Source organism: Streptomyces sp. R28, assembly GCF_041052385.1.
In the GTDB taxonomy this organism is placed as follows: Bacteria; Actinomycetota; Actinomycetes; order Streptomycetales; family Streptomycetaceae; genus Streptomyces.
In genome coordinates this window covers 5,815,387-5,829,960 of record NZ_CP163439.1, presented here as the reverse complement: position 1 = coordinate 5,829,960, position 14,574 = coordinate 5,815,387, and the positions used below count along the sequence as shown (strand labels likewise).

The window sequence follows — 14,574 nt, the reverse complement described above, 5'->3', positions numbered from 1 at the left end:
CGCGGCGCAGTTTTTCGAACTACCCGGATTACCGGGCCTACAGAACTACGGGCCTACAGAACTACGGGACTACGGGACTACGGGACTACGGGACTAGAGGAACGAGTTGATCTCGATCGTCTCGTCCCGGCCCGGCCCCACACCGATCGCGGAGATCGGCGCGCCGGACATCTCCTCCAGCGCCTTGACGTACGCCTGGGCGTTCTTCGGCAGGTCGGAGAAGGACTTGGCCTTGCTGATGTCCTCGCTCCAGCCCGGCAGCATCTCGTAGACCGGCTTCGCGTGGTGGAAGTCGGTCTGGGAGTACGGGAGCTCCTCGACGCGCTTGCCGTCGATCTCGTACGCCACGCAGACCGGGATCTGCTCCCAGCCGGTCAGGACGTCCAGCTTGGTGAGGAAGAAGTCCGTCAGACCGTTCACGCGGGTCGCGTACCGGGCGATCACCGCGTCGAACCAGCCGCAGCGGCGGTCACGGCCGGTCGTCACACCCCGCTCGCCACCGATCCGGCGCAGCGCCTCGCCGTCCTCGTCGAAGAGCTCGGTCGGGAAGGGGCCGGAGCCGACACGGGTCGTGTACGCCTTCAGGATGCCGATGACCCGGCTGATCTTCGTCGGGCCGACGCCGGCGCCCGTGCAGGCACCGCCGGCGGTGGGGTTGCTGGAGGTGACGAAGGGATACGTGCCGTGATCGATGTCGAGGAGCGTGCCCTGGCCGCCCTCGAAGAGGACCACCTTGTCCTGCTCCAGGGCCTGGTTGAGCACCAGGACCGTGTCGGCGACGTACGGCGCGAGCTTGTCGGCGTAGCCCAGCAGTTCCTCGACCACCTGGTCGACGGCGATCGCGCGGCGGTTGTAGAGCTTGGTGAGGATCTGGTTCTTGGCGTCGAGAGCCGCCTCGACCTTCTGGGTCAGGATCGACTCGTCGTAGAGGTCCTGGACCCGGATGCCGACGCGGTTGATCTTGTCCGCGTACGTCGGCCCGATACCGCGGCCGGTCGTCCCGATCTTCCGCTTCCCGAGGAAGCGTTCCGTCACCTTGTCCACCGTCACGTTGTAGGGCGTGATGATGTGAGCGTTACCGCTGATCAGGAGCTTGGACGTGTCGACGCCGCGCTCGTTCAGCCCGTTCAGCTCGGAGAACAGGACCGACGGGTCGACGACGACACCGTTGCCGATGACCGGCGTACACCCCGGGGACAGGATTCCGGAAGGGAGCAGGTGGAGGGCGTACTTCTGATCACCCACGACTACCGTGTGGCCGGCGTTGTTGCCGCCCTGGTAGCGCACCACATAGTCGACGGATCCGCCTAGCAGGTCCGTCGCCTTTCCCTTGCCTTCGTCACCCCACTGAGCACCGAGCAGCACAAGTGCGGGCACGCGCGTACACCCCTTCCGGGCGGGGCATGTCCAAGGTCAGGGGTGTACACGGAGGGTCTTGACCGTGTACACCACGACAGGTCGCGACCGTCGTTGGCCGTGAACCGTCGGACCGGATGGCCCCGGAATAGACGAAGCCCCTGGCGCAATAGCGCAAGGGGCTCTTGCACAAAGATGCTACCCGAGGAAGCGAGGCATGGCCGAGGTGGCGACTTTCGCGATGTCCGATCAGCTGCTGGTGGTGATCGATCCGGCTGCCCGGCGGACGGACGGGGAGTCCGTCAGGATCGCGAAAGACGTGCTCAGCGCGGGTGCGGCGACGAAGGTGTGCCTGCCGGAGGGGCCGGCGGAATTCGCCCGGGCCCTGGCTCGGCGCGGATCACGACGGCCCGTCGTGATCGGCGACGACCGGGCGCTGATGCGGGCCGTGTCGCTGCTGCACCGGCAGCGGCAGCTGGCCGAATGTGTGCTGTCGGTGGTCCCGGTCGGGGCCGCTCTGTCGCTGGCCGGATCCCTCGGGGTGCCGACGGGGGCGGTGGCGGCGGCCCGGGCGGTGCTGGACGGGGAGGAGCGGCGGCTGGATCTACTCGTCGACGACAGCGACGGAGTGGTGCTGGGCACACTGCGGATCCCGCCGGTACGGGACCCTGCCGCGCCGGCCGGGATGAACGGAGCGAACGGGGCGAACGGGGCGACCGCGGTGGGGGCGGTCCCGGGGCGGCCCTGGCTGCGGACGTGTCAGTCGCTGGTCCGGACGCTGGTGCCGGTGCGGGGCACACCCGCTGCCGAGTCCGGGCCGTCGCGGCTGCGGGTCGAGGTCGACGGAATGACGCTGGTGGACCTCGACCAGCCGGTGGAGGCGGTGTCGGTGGTGCCGGGGATCGCCGGTGTGGCCGAGGTGGAGGTACGGCCGGCCTCGGTGGGTGCGGAGGCCTCGCCCCTGCGGGCGGCGGGGCGGACCGTGACCGTCTCGGGGGCGCACTTCCGGTACCGGGCGGACGAGGTGGTGTCGGGGCCGGTGCTCAGGAAGACGTGGACCGTGGGGGAAGGCGGGCTGCGGCTGGTGCTGCCGGGGCGGTGAGCGGGGCGCGGGGAGCGGTGAGCGGGGGCAGTGAGCCGGGCGCGGTGAGCGGGCGCGGTGAGCGGTAAATCCCGGGTGCCTGGGGCGGCGGGCCCGTTACGCTGACCGGCCGTCGATCATGGGGGGGGTGGCGATGAGCCAGTACTTCGACATCGGGGACGAGACCCTGTGGAACCCGTCCAACGGGGCGGCCCGGTTGTTCCTTCGGTATGTGCGCCTGTACGAGGAGGAGCTGGGCGTCCCCTCGGGGTTCGGGGTGATGCGGAACGACGAGTGCGAGATCGACCCGCCGGTCTTCGAGACGTTCGTCAACGCCCTGCTGCACTGGCACGACAGCAGGTCGCACCAGGTGATCGACGCCCTCTCGCACGGGTTCACCGCCACCGTCCTGGTCCTCGCCGAGCGCGCCCGTATCGAGGTGCGGTGGCCGGAGCCGTCCGGCTGCGAGGGCCGGTCGGACGTGCAGGTGCCGATGCCCGGTCAGCCGGCCTGGTGGGCCACCCTGCGTGAGTCGGCCGGTGCCCTGTCCCGCCGTATGCCGGTCTGAGCTGCTGCGAGGGGGGCAGAGGGTCAGCCCTGGCCGAAGGTCTTCGCGCGGTGCACCCGCCAGCGCTCCATCATCGCCGCGACCTCGACCTCCATGAACTCGAAGAAGGCGAGCGTCTCGGCCAGGCGGCGCCCTGCCGGGGTGTCCCCGCCGAGGCTGTTGACGCCCTCGCGCAGAGCCGCCTCCCACCGCTTGAGGACGGCCTCGCGGTTGGTCAGGGCCTCGTACCACTGGTCGCCGTGCACCCGGTAGCGCTCCCGGCGTGAGCCGGGCTCCCGCTCGCGCGACACCATGTGCGTCTGGGCCAGGTAGCGCACCGCGCCGGAGACCGCGGCGGGGCTGATCTGCAGCTGTTCGCTCAGTTCGGCGGAGGTCAGCACACCCTTGTCGGAGGCGAGGAGCGCGGCGAAGACGCGGGCGGCCATGCGCTGCATCCCGGCCTCGACGAGCTGCGCCGCGAACGACTCCACGAACTTCGACACGGACTCCGCGTCCCGGCCGACTCCGGCTGATTCCGTCATGCGCCCATCCATGCGCCCATCCTATGGGAGCTTCATACGCTTCCTTAACTTCACAAATTTCTGAAAGAAGCGTACGTTCTGAAGCATGACGAAGGCAATCAGCGTCTCCGGACTGCACAAGTCGTTCGGCGGGACGCACGCGCTCGACGGCCTCGACCTGGACGTCGAGACCGGCGAGGTCCACGGCTTCCTCGGCCCCAACGGCGCCGGCAAGTCCACCACCATCCGCGTCCTGCTCGGCCTGCTGCGCGCCGACACGGGCGCCGCCCAGGTGCTCGGCCGCGACCCCTGGGCGGACGCGGTGGAGGTGCACCGCCGCATCGCCTACGTGCCGGGCGACGTGACCCTGTGGCGGAACCTGTCCGGCGGCGAGGTCATCGACCTCTACGGCCGTCTGCGCGGCGGCCTCGACACCGGGCGCCGTGCCGAACTGATCGAGCGGTTCGAGCTGGACCCCACGAAGAAGGGCCGCACCTACTCCAAGGGCAACCGCCAGAAGGTCGCCCTCGTCGCCGCGTTCGCCTCGGACGTGGACCTGCTGATCCTCGACGAGCCGACCTCGGGCCTGGACCCGCTGATGGAGGAGGTCTTCCAGCGCTGCGTCGAGGAGGAGCGCGAGCGCGGCCGTACGATCCTGCTCTCCTCGCACATCCTCAGCGAGGTCGAGGAGCTCTGCGACCGGGTCAGCATCATCCGCAAGGGCCGTACGGTCGAGAGCGGTTCGCTCGCCGACCTGCGTCACCTGACGCGGACGAGCGTCACCGCCGAACTGGCCGGTCCGCCCAACGGGCTGTCCCGTCTTCCCGGCGTCCACGACCTCGTCGTTCAGTCGATTGAGAGGGGTCAGGGCCGCCGCGTCCGGCTCCAGGTCGAGACCGCCCAACTCGACGCCGTACTGCGCTCGCTCAGCGAGTCGGGCGTGCGGTCGCTGACGTCGACGCCGCCGACGCTGGAGGAGCTGTTCCTGCGGCACTACCAGGAGGAGGCGGCGGCCCGATGACGACGCTCGCGGTACCGAGGGCCGGCCGCCAGCTCGCGGGCACCGGCACACTGTTGCGCTTCGCGCTGCGCCGGGACCGGGTGATGATCCCGGTCTGGGTCGGGGTCAACGCGCTGATGGTCCTCTCCATGCCGAACACGCTGCAGAACCTGTACGGCACCCCGGCCGAACGCGCCGACCTGATCCACCAGGTGGCGGCCAACGCCTCCTTCCGCGCCCTGATCGGCCCGGTCTTCGACACCTCGATCGGCGCGCTGACGGCCTGGCGCGTGGGTGTGTACGCGGGCGCGCTCGCCGCGGTGACGAGCCTGCTCGTCGTCGTGCGGCACACCCGGGACGAGGAGGAGAGCGGCCGGCAGGAACTGGTGGCGTCCGGCATGGTGGGCCGCCGGGCCTCCCTGACGGCGGCGCTGCTGGCGGCGGGGGCCGCGAACGCCGTACTGGCCCTGCTCGTGACGGCGGGCCTGGCCGCCCGGGGAGCCGTGGGCGCCCTCGCCCTCGGCCTCGGCCTCGCGGCCGTCGGCATGGTCTTCGCCACGATGGCGGCGATCGTCGCCCAGCTGACGGAGAGCGCACGGCTGGCCCGCGGCCTGACGGCCGGGGTGCTGGGCGCGGCCTTCGTCCTTCGCGCGGCGGGCGACTCGGCGACGGACGACGGCTCCTCCGCCCTGACGTGGCTGTCCCCGCTGGGCTGGCTGGAGAACCTGCGGCCGTACGCCGGCGAACGCTGGTGGGTGCTGCTGCTGTTCGCGGCGGCGATCCTGCTCCAGGGCGCGGTGGCCTACGAGCTGGCGGGCCGCCGGGACGTCGGCATGAGCTTCCTGCCGACCCGCCCGGGACCCGCCTCGGGCCGCCTGGGCACGGCGGGCGCGCTGGCCTGGCGGCTGCAGCGGGGCAGCGTGTACGGCTGGAGCATCGCCTTCTTCGTCGTCGGCGTCGTCTACGGCGGTCTGGCGGACGGCGTGAGCGACCTGGTCGGCGACAACGACAACGCCCGGAAGATCTTCGAGCGGATGGGCGGCCAGAGCGGTCTGACGGACGCGTTCCTGGCGTCGATGGTCGGCATGATGGGCCTGATCGCGGCGCTGTACGTCGTCGGCTCGGTCCTGCGCCTGCGCGGCGAGGAGACGTCCGGCCGGGCGGAACCGGTGCTGGCGAACGCGGTGGGCCGCCTGCGCTGGGCCGCGGGCCACCTGGTCATCGCCTTCGGCGGCGCCGTCCTGATCATGCTCCTGACCGGCCTCGGCTTCATCGTCGGCCACGGCAAGGAGGCCGGGCCGATCCTGGGGGCGTGCCTGGTGCAGCTTCCGGCGGTGTGGGTGATCGGCGGGCTGGCGGTGCTGCTGTACGGGGTGCTGCCTCGGGCCTCGATGGCCGCCTGGGGCGTCGCGGGCGCGGTGCTGCTGATCGGCTGGGTGGGGCCTGCGCTGGACGCTCCGCAGGCGGTGCTGGATCTCTCGCCGTTCGGGCATCTGCCGAAGCTGCCGGGCGGGTCGATGGAGTGGGGCCCGGTGTCGGTGCTGCTCGGGTTGGCGGGGGTGCTGGTGGCGGTCGGTCTGGTGGGGGTGCGGCGGCGGGACCTGGCGGGGTGAGGGGCGGGTGCGGTTGCCGTCGCGTGTGACTCGCCCCCGCCGCCCCTACCCGTCCCATCCCCAGGGGCTGCCGCCCCTTCGACCCCGGCTTCCTGGGGGCTGCCGCCCCCAGACAGGCTGGGAGGAAGCCGGTCTACGTCAGCTCGACCCTCAGGGCTTCCAGGCCCCGGATCACAAAGTTCGGCTTGCGCTCCGGCTCCGCTGCCAGGCTCAGGGTCGGGGCCTTCTCCAGCAGGGCCGTCATCGATGCCGCGAGCTCGATGCGGGCCAACGGGGCGCCGATGCAGTAGTGGATGCCGGCGCTGAAGGAGATGTGGGGGTTCTCCTTGCGGGTGAGGTCGAGCTGCTCGGGGTTCTGGAAGACCTCTGGGTCGTGGTTCGCGGAACCGAAGAGCATCGCGATCTCCGCGCCCCGGGGAATCGTCGTGCCGTCGATCTCGATCTCGTCCAGGACCCAGCGCTCGAAGAGCTGGAGCGGGGTGTCGTAGCGCATCAGCTCCTCGATCGCGGACGGGATCAGGGAGTGGTCGGCGCGCAGGGCGGCCAGCTGCGCCGGGTTGCGGAACAGGGCGTACCAGCCGTTGACCGTGGCGTTGACGGTCGCCTCGTGGCCCGCGTTGAGGAGCAGGACGGCGGTCGAGATCATCTCCTGCTCGGTCAGCCGGTCGCCTTCGTCGTGCGCGGCGATGAGCCCGGAGATGAGGTCCTCGCCCGGCTCCTTGCGCCGCTCGGCGATCAGCTCCCGCAGGTAGTCCGAGAACTCCACGGAGGCCTGCACGGCCTTGCGTGCCGTCTCCTGCGACGGGTTCAGCTCGTACATCCCGCAGATGTCCGCCGACCAGGGGCGCAGAGGGGCCCGGTCCGACTCCGGGATGCCCAGCATCTCGGCGATGACGGCCACGGGCAGCGGCTCGGCGACCTCCGCGAGCAGGTCCCCGCCGCCGGCCTCGACGAGCCGGTCCACCAGCTCCCCGGCCAGCTGGGCCACGTATGGCTTGAGCTGCTCGACCGTGCGCGGCGTGAACGCCTTGGACACCAGCCGACGGATCCGGGTGTGGTCCGGCGGCTCCAGGTCGAGCATCCCGTGGTCGTTGAGGACGTGGAAGGGCTCGTGCTCCGGCGGCGGTGCCGTCCGGCCGAAGTCCTCGTGCGTGAACCGGTGCTGATAGGTCCGGCCGAGTCGGCGGTCGCGGAGCAGCGCCGAGACGTCCGCGTGGTGCGGGACGAGCCACTGGTTCGTGGGCTCGAACCAGTGCACCCGGCCCCGGGACCGCAGTTCGGTGTAGGCGGGGTACGGGTCGGCCAGGAACGCCGGGTCCCAGGGGTCGAAAGCGAGGTCGGAAGGAGCTGCCATGCACGGACGTTAGACCGCTGCCCCCCTCTCTGACCAGGGGCCTAGGCCGTGCCGAAGTCGGGGAGAGTGACCGTGCCGTCCTCGGCGAGAGGGAACCCGGGGTTGTGGGCGACCTCCCAGGCGTGGCCGTCGGGATCGGCGAAGGCGCTGGAGTAGAACCCGATGGCGTTGACGGCCGCCGGCTTGGTGACGGTCCCGCCGGCCCGTTCCACGGCTGCCAGGAGGGCGTCGACCTCCGCCTCGGACCGGACGTTGTGCGCGAGGACGATCCCGCCGAAGCCGCCCGCCTGCCCGGGCTCCAGACCGCAGTCCCGCGCCAGCTCGTCCCGGCCCCACAGCACCAGCCCCAGGCCACCCGCCTGGAAGAAGACGGTCTCCTCGACCTCCTGCCCCCGCCAGCCCAGGGCCTCGTAGAAAGCCTTGGAGCGGGCGAGATCGGAGACTCCCAGCGTGATCAAAGTGATGCGCTGTTCCATCCCCTCACCGTAGGCCCCGGCCCCCCGTCCCGGCCCGCCGTCCCTGCCGCGTCCCGGCCCCGCAGGGCGCCCGTGCCGCTCTCAGCCCGGCGTGACCAGCCGTGCCTCGTACGCGAACACCGCCGCCTGCGTACGGTCCCGCAGACCCAGCTTCACCAGAATCCTGCTGACGTGGGTCTTGATCGTCGACTCGGCGACCACCAGCCGCTCGGCCATCTCCGCGTTCGACAGGCCCTGCGCGATCAGCACCAGCACCTCCGTCTCCCGCTCGGTCAGGTCCCCGTACGCCGCGTGCGCGGAGGACATCAGACGCGGGGAGTCGGACAGCTTCGAGAACTCCGTGATCAGCCGCCGGGTGACGGAGGGGGCGAGGAGGGCCTCGCCGGCCGCCACCACCCGCACGCCGTCGGCGAGTTGGCGTGCCGAGGCGTCCTTCAGCAGGAAGCCCGAGGCTCCCGCGCGCAGCGCCTGGTACACGTACTCGTCGAGGTCGAAGGTGGTCAGCACCAGCACCTTGGACGTGCTGTCGGCCGCGACGATCTCCCGGGTGGCCTCGATGCCGTTCAGCTCCGGCATGCGGATGTCCATCAGGACGACGTCCGGGGCGAGTTCGCGGACCCGGTCCACCGCTTCCCGTCCGTTGACGGCCTCGCCGGCGACCTCGATGTCCGGCATCGCGTTCAGCAGGACCGAGAAGCCTTCGCGCACCATCATCTGGTCGTCCGCGATCAGCACGCGGATGGTCATGAGTCGTCCTCTGTGGTCGTGGCGACCGGCAGGAACACGGCCACCTCGTAGCCGCCGTCCTCCGTGCGGCCCGCCGTCATCTCGCCGCCCAGCATCGTGACGCGCTCCCGCATCCCGGTGATGCCGTGCCCCGCGCCCGGCGAGGGCTTCAGCAGGGCCGACGCGGGCGGCGGGCCGTTGACTATGCGCAGGCCGAGGCCGCCGAGGACGTACCCGATCTCCACGCGGGCGCTCGCGCCGGGTGCGTGCCGCAGGCTGTTGCTGAGTGCCTCCTGCACGATCCGGTACGCCGACAGCTCCACGCCGGGCGGCATCTCGCGCACCGCGCCGGTCGTCGTCTTCTCGACGCTCAGTCCCGCGTCCCGCACGTTCGCCAGCAGCGCGTCCAGGTCGGCGAGGGTGGGCTGCGGGGCGTCGGGTGCCTCGTAGTCCTCGGCCCGGACGACGCCCAGGATGCGGCGCAGTTCGGTGAGCGCCGCCACCGCGTTCTCCCGGATGGTGACGAAGGCCCGCTCCAGCTCCGGCGGCGGGTTCTCCACCCGGTAGGGGGCGGCCTCCGCCTGGATGGCGACGACCGACATGTGGTGGGCGACCACGTCGTGCAGCTCGCGGGCGATCGTCGTGCGCTCCTCCAGCAAGGTGCGCTTGGAGCGCTCCTGCGCGGTCACCGTCTGCTGCGCGGTCACCTCCTGCCGGGCCTCCTTGCGGGTGTGCCAGACGGCGACGACGAGCAGGATCAGTGCGGAGAAGACCAGCATGGGGGCGGTGTCGTCGCCGTAGTAGTGCCCCGGGCCGAACAGCACGGTCGCCACGAAGCCGTACGCCGCGGTGACGGCCCACATGTACCCGGCCGTGCGCGGTCTGGTGCGTATGGCCACGACCGTCAGCACGGTCAGATGGCAGGCGAAGCTGGCGGGCAGCCAGGGCCAGCCGTCCCAGGAGCTGCCGAAGACCTGGCTGACCGGGGTGGCCGCCATGGACAGCCAGAACGCTCCGACCGGCCGGAGCATGGTCAGCAGGATCGGGATCACGGCGATCGGACCGAGCAGCACCGCCGCGCCGTTGTTGTCCACGGTGGCCATGAGCAGCGTGAACAGGGCGGCCGCGGTGATGACGGCGTGCGGTGTCCAGGCCGCGTACTCCCGCAGACGGCCCGGCAGCCTACGGGTCAGCGGGCCGTCGACGCTCATCCGCGGCAGCGGGCGGTAGGCGAAGGCGTCGTGGGACAGGTCCTGCCGCAGCCCGTGCAGGGCGCCCGCGGCCAGCCGGAGCTCCGGGCTGCGCTGCTTGGCCGCGTCCCCCGGCGGGGTCGGCATCTGAGTCGTCTCGGTCACGTACAGAACGGTAGGCGCAAGGCCCTGTCGCGGTCGTCCCCATGGAGAGGGGTTCCCGCAGGTCCATCTCAGGTACTACGGGTATCCCCGCTGGTCGTGCCCGGGGCAGGCCCGCGAGGATTCGCGTTCAGTACCCGGCGGGCCGTACCAGTCCCGACTCGTAGGCGAACACCGCCGCCTGCGTCCGGTCCCGCAGCCCCAGCTTCACCAGGATGCGGCCCACATGGGTCTTCACGGTCTGCTCGGCCACGACGAGGCGGTCGGCGATCTCCGCGTTCGACAGGCCCTGGGCGATCAGGGCGAGGACCTCCGTCTCCCGTTCGGTCAGGTCGCCGACGCGTTCCTTGAGCGGGGCACGGGGCCGCTTGTCCAGGCGGGAGAACTCGGAGATGAGCCGGCGGGTGATACCGGGCGCGAGCAGCGCGTCGCCGGCCGCCACGACCCGTACCGCCTCGGCCAGCTGGTCGACGGAGGCGTCCTTGAGGAGGAAGCCCGAGGCTCCCGCGCGCAGCGCCTCGTACACGTACTCGTCGAGGTCGAAGGTGGTCAGCACCAGCACCTTGATCTGCGGTGTTGCGGCGGTGATGCGGCGGGTCGCCTCGATGCCGCCGAGTTCGGGCATGCGGATGTCCATCAGGACGACGTCGGGGGTGAGTTCGGCGACCTTCGCCACCGCGTCCAGGCCGTCGACCGCCTGGCCGATCACGTCGATGTCGGGCTTGGTGTTGAGCAGCACGGTGAATCCCTGCCGGACCATCTGCTGGTCGTCGGCGATGACTACGCGGATGGGGCTGCTCGTCATGGGGGTCGGTTCTCCTGTCAGGGGTGGGCAGTCGGCGGGGTCTCGCCCCGCGGGAGGAAGGCCGAGACCGCGAAACCGCCGTGCTGGGTACGGGCCGCGGTGAGATGGCCCCCCAGCATCGTCGCTCGCTCGCGCATGCCGAGCAGACCGTGTCCCGCGCCGGGGGAGGGCGGAACGGGTTGCTGCGGACGGGAGTTGACGACGCCCAGATGCAGGCCGTGGAAGTCGTGGGAGACCTCGACGCGCACTTCCGAGCCCGGCGCGTGCCGCAGGGCGTTGCTGAGCGCCTCCTGGATGATCCGGTACGCGGACAGCTCCACGCCCGTGGGGTACTGGGGAGCCTCGCCCCTGATGTCGGTGACGACGTCCAGTCCGGCGGCACGGGTGTTCTCGATGAGGGCGTCGAGCCGGTCGAGCATGGGCTGGGGGGCGTCGGGGGCGGCTCCGGTGCCGGGTTCGCCGAGGCCGTAGGGGTCTTCCCGGTTCTCGGAGCGCAGGACGCCCAGCACGTGGCGCAGTTCGGTGAGCGCGTCCAGCGCGTTCTGCCGGATGCCCGCGAGGTTCTCCTTCAGCTCCTCCGAGGGGTTCTCCACCAGATACGGGGCGACCTGGGCCTGGATGGAGATCACCGACATGTGGTGGGCCACCACGTCATGCAGCTCGCGGGCGATGTTGGTGCGCTCCTCCAGCAGAGTGCGCCGGGCCCGCTCCTCCGCGGTGATGGTGGTCTGCCGGCCGAGTTCGGCACGGGCTTCCCTGCGGCCCCGCAGCGCCATGCCCAGCGCCACGACGACGGCGAACAGGGTGATCGCGAGCACTCCGGTGGGCTGGTAGTCGCTCGCCCCCCACAGTCCCTCGATGACGTAGGTGACGAGCACGGTCAACGCCAGCGTCTCAAGGGACACCCGAGCGCGTACCCGCAGTGCGAGCAGCAGCAGCACGGCCATCTGACCGATGATCCCGGCCGCGGTCCAGGGCCACACGAAGTCGTGCACGCCACCGGCCAGCAGGTGGCGACGCACCTCGACGGCGCCCGCCACCATGGCTGCCGTCGACAGCCACCACCCGGGGACGGGCCGCCACAGCGCGAGGATCACCGCGCCACCTTGGGCGAGCCCGATCAGGAAGGCGACCTGGCCGCCCGCCCCGCCGTTGTCCCGCAGTTGAGCCGTAGCGCCGATGGTGACGCCCAACGCGACCAGGGACAGCAGGCCGTGCGGCAGCCAGCGCAACCACACCGAGGGCGGCAGCGGGTCCGCCGCGAGGGTCCACAGGTCGTCGCACAACACGCGCAGCCAGCGCCGCACTCGGCTCGCGAACGAGTGCTGGATCCCCGTATCCGTCACGCGACCAACCCTAGGCATGGTGATGTTCCTTCGCTTCACTGCCGCGCGATGCCGAGTGGGACCGGACGACCCTGGACCGGCGGCCGGTCGAGCGGCGAGGGCCCTGTTCGTACACGCGGAACGCCGTCCAACACAGCGCCAGCGCCAGGGCGAACACCGGGAGCCAGGCCAGGCGGGCCGCCATCCAGCCGAGGTTGTCGGGGACGGTGTGCAGGCCGGTGAGGTGGCCCGCCGTCAGGCCCGTGGCCGTGGTCGCCATCAGGGCCGTCTGGTGCCAGAGGAAGATCGTCATCGCCGAGAGGTTGAGCATGTCCACCGCCGCCCAGGCGAGGGGGCGGCGCATCGAGCGGCGCAACGGCCCGCGCAGGAGCAGGGCCAGGCCGCACTGGGCCACACCGAAGGTGACGGCGGCCAGCGTGGGTGGGTTGAGGTTGGAGACTCCTTCGCCGGGGACGCCGACCATGGACGCCGGGTAGCCCGCCCAGGCGACCAGTGCGGCCGTCGCCGACGCGCCGCCCGTGAGCAGGATCCAGCCCGCGCGGCGGCGCTCCAACTCGCCCCGGGTCCAGGCCGCGCCCAGGGTGTACGGCACCAGCCAGCCGGCCGCCACGTTCACCCAGCCGAGCCACGCCGGGCCGCCCGAACCGAAGCGGATGAGGTCCACATGGAGGACGACCGCGAGGGGCCAGAGAGGGTTGAGCCGGAGCAGCAGGGGCGTCGCCGCCGTCAGCGCGGCGAAGACCAGGAGGAACCACAGGGGAGACAGCGCCAGTTTGAGCAGGGTGTGGACGGTGTCGGCTTCCGTGCCGGAGAGGAGCAGCAGGGCCGACGCCACCGTCCACAGGGTGAGGACCGCCGCCACCGGCTTGAACAGGCGGGACAGACGGGACCTCAGCCACTGCCCGTACGTCGTGCCGCGCGCTCGGGCCGAGGCGTGGCTCCGCGTCGCCACATGGCCGCCGACCAGGAAGAACACGGCGAGGGTCTGGAAGGCCCAGGAGATCGGGGCCAGCCAGGGCATGTGGTGCAGCGGGCTCGCGGTGCGCAGGCTGGCTCCGTCGTCCGCCACCAGGGCCGTCACCAGCCAGTGGCCGAGGACGACACCGAGGATGGCGAAGGCCCGCAGGGCGTCGACGGCCCGGTCCCGGTCGGCCGGGGTGACGGCATCGACGCGGACGGCGCCCCGGCGTATGCCCTTCCACGCGCCCCGCAGGCGCCCTTCGGCGCGGGGGCCGGCCAAGGGCTCGGCCGAGGACTGGGACCCGGACGGGGACAAGGACTGGGACTGGGACTGGGGCTCAGCCATGGCTCACCTCCGAGGTCTCGCCCAGGACGATGCGGGTCAGGTTCGTCAGGGAAGTCGAGCCCGGCCTGAAGTAGTCGCTGTGGCCGCCGTCGCCCGCCGCGAAGACCCGGGCACCGAACGACGGGGACATCGGGTCGGTGCCGAAGCCGACGGTCGTGCCGAGCAGGTCGAGCCTGATGTGCGGCACCTCCGCCACCCAGTCGTCACCGCCGCGGGCCGCCCAGACGCGGGCCGGCGTGTGCAGGCCCGCCGCGCTGTCCGCGCCGGTGCCGGGGCTGCCGACCAGGGCGATGTCGTCCACGTCCAGGTGGGAGGCCGCGCGGCCGCAGACCACCGAGCCGTAGGAGTGGCAGAGGAGGGAGATGCGCGACTGCCTGCCTGACCGGTCCGCGAGGGCGCGCAGCTGCCGTACGAACTCCCGCAGCTTCGGGGCCGCCTCCTCGGCTCGGCCCGCCGTCGCGACCGTGGTGCTGACCGTGGCCGGGGTTTCGTAGCCGAGCCAGGCGACCACCGCGGTGCGGGCGCCGTGCGGGGCCTCCCGGGTGAGGCGGTCGTGCAGGGCCCGGGCGGCGGCGCGGAAACGGTCGTACGTGTCGATGGATGTGTCGGAGCCCGGCACCAGGACCGCGATGCGGTCGGCGTGGGGCAGGTCGCCGAAGACCTCCGTCGCGAGACCGGGGCCGCGGCCGTCGAAGGAGAGGAAGTGGCGGGACGGGTCGGCCATCTCGCGGTCCGCGGCGGCCCGTTCGCGGTTGCCGTGGGCCGCGGCCATGCGGGACGCCTCGGCGGCGTTGGCACGGTTGGCCGCGTACGCCTCGTCCAGGGTCGCCGCCGTCACCGGTGTGAGGGCGGCCGGGGCCGGGGCCGGGATCTCAGGGCGTGCGGCGCCGGACAGCGGGACGACCACGGCACCGGTGATCAGGGTGGCGAGCAGTACCCGGCGCCATCTGTGAGTGCGGCGGGTCTTCTTCTTCGGCTCGCTCGTCCCGGCTGCCCCCGTGGTACGCCCCATGGTCGTCTTCCCTCCCCGGTCCGCCCGGCCATCGGGCTTGCCTGGAGGGGAAGTTACGGATCCGGCTGCGTCGTCCGCG

14 protein-coding genes are annotated in these 14,574 nt (G+C 71.8%); 4 read left to right on the top strand and 10 right to left on the bottom strand.

The features are described from left to right. Positions 1 to 93: 93 nt before the first annotated feature. Positions 94 to 1,377 (bottom strand): adenylosuccinate synthase, encoded by a 1,284-nt coding sequence (locus AB5J49_RS26020; protein WP_369171118.1) that lies wholly within the window; start codon positions 1,375 to 1,377, stop codon positions 94 to 96. 196 nt (positions 1,378 to 1,573) lie between these two features. On the opposite strand from AB5J49_RS26020, the gene AB5J49_RS26015 reads away from it, so the two are divergent. Beyond that, positions 1,574 to 2,458 carry a diacylglycerol kinase gene (locus AB5J49_RS26015; RefSeq protein ID WP_369171117.1) on the top strand — a complete coding sequence of 295 codons (885 nt, stop codon included), beginning with the start codon at positions 1,574 to 1,576 and terminating at the stop codon, positions 2,456 to 2,458. Between the two features lie 133 nt (positions 2,459 to 2,591). Then, positions 2,592 to 3,005, top strand: coding sequence for a DUF6086 family protein (locus AB5J49_RS26010; protein ID WP_369175262.1), 414 nt, complete (start codon positions 2,592 to 2,594; stop codon positions 3,003 to 3,005). A 23-nt stretch (positions 3,006 to 3,028) separates the two neighbouring features. On the opposite strand, the gene AB5J49_RS26005 is transcribed toward AB5J49_RS26010, so the two are convergent. Then, positions 3,029 to 3,526, bottom strand: coding sequence for a GbsR/MarR family transcriptional regulator (locus AB5J49_RS26005; RefSeq protein WP_369171115.1), 498 nt, complete (start codon positions 3,524 to 3,526; stop codon positions 3,029 to 3,031). An 85-nt stretch (positions 3,527 to 3,611) separates the two neighbouring features. On the opposite strand from AB5J49_RS26005, the gene AB5J49_RS26000 reads away from it, so the two are divergent. Both AB5J49_RS26000 and AB5J49_RS25995 read left to right on the top strand, forming a co-directional pair. Then, positions 3,612 to 4,526, top strand: a complete 915-nt coding sequence (locus tag AB5J49_RS26000; protein ID WP_369171113.1) for an ATP-binding cassette domain-containing protein — start codon at positions 3,612 to 3,614, stop codon at positions 4,524 to 4,526. Continuing rightward, complete coding sequence (locus AB5J49_RS25995) at positions 4,523 to 6,118, top strand: ABC transporter permease (protein ID WP_369171111.1); 1,596 nt, start codon at positions 4,523 to 4,525, stop codon at positions 6,116 to 6,118. The genes AB5J49_RS26000 and AB5J49_RS25995 overlap by 4 nt, the downstream gene beginning before the upstream one ends. A 133-nt stretch (positions 6,119 to 6,251) precedes the next feature. Here the strand turns inward: AB5J49_RS25995 and AB5J49_RS25990 are convergent, their stop codons facing one another. The 8 genes from AB5J49_RS25990 to AB5J49_RS25955 all read right to left on the bottom strand — a co-directional run bounded on the left by AB5J49_RS25990 (position 6,252) and on the right by AB5J49_RS25955 (position 14,495). Next, the gene (locus AB5J49_RS25990; RefSeq protein ID WP_369171109.1) at positions 6,252 to 7,472 is read right to left on the bottom strand and encodes a cytochrome P450; all 1,221 of its coding nucleotides are present in this window, start codon (positions 7,470 to 7,472) and stop codon (positions 6,252 to 6,254) included. A gap of 41 nt (positions 7,473 to 7,513) precedes the next feature. Continuing rightward, positions 7,514 to 7,948: a VOC family protein gene (locus tag AB5J49_RS25985; RefSeq protein ID WP_369171107.1), complete on the bottom strand. Its 435-nt coding sequence runs from the start codon at positions 7,946 to 7,948 to the stop codon at positions 7,514 to 7,516. A gap of 81 nt (positions 7,949 to 8,029) precedes the next feature. Further along, complete coding sequence (locus AB5J49_RS25980; RefSeq protein ID WP_369171105.1) at positions 8,030 to 8,695, bottom strand: response regulator; 666 nt, start codon at positions 8,693 to 8,695, stop codon at positions 8,030 to 8,032. Further along, entirely contained in the window at positions 8,692 to 10,029 is a 1,338-nt protein-coding gene (locus AB5J49_RS25975; protein WP_369171104.1) for a sensor histidine kinase, read from the bottom strand. The genes AB5J49_RS25980 and AB5J49_RS25975 overlap by 4 nt, the downstream gene beginning before the upstream one ends. A 127-nt stretch (positions 10,030 to 10,156) precedes the next feature. After that, complete coding sequence (locus AB5J49_RS25970; RefSeq protein WP_369171103.1) at positions 10,157 to 10,831, bottom strand: response regulator; 675 nt, start codon at positions 10,829 to 10,831, stop codon at positions 10,157 to 10,159. Positions 10,832 to 10,848: 17 nt separating this feature from the next. Beyond that, a complete protein-coding gene (locus AB5J49_RS25965; protein ID WP_369171102.1) occupies positions 10,849 to 12,195 on the bottom strand; it encodes a sensor histidine kinase in 1,347 nt (448 codons plus the stop codon). Then, positions 12,188 to 13,369, bottom strand: a complete 1,182-nt coding sequence (locus tag AB5J49_RS25960; protein ID WP_369175261.1) for an acyltransferase — start codon at positions 13,367 to 13,369, stop codon at positions 12,188 to 12,190. The genes AB5J49_RS25965 and AB5J49_RS25960 overlap by 8 nt, the downstream gene beginning before the upstream one ends. A gap of 106 nt (positions 13,370 to 13,475) precedes the next feature. Next, entirely contained in the window at positions 13,476 to 14,495 is a 1,020-nt protein-coding gene (locus AB5J49_RS25955) for an alpha/beta hydrolase (protein WP_369171100.1), read from the bottom strand. Positions 14,496 to 14,574 lie beyond the last annotated feature (79 nt).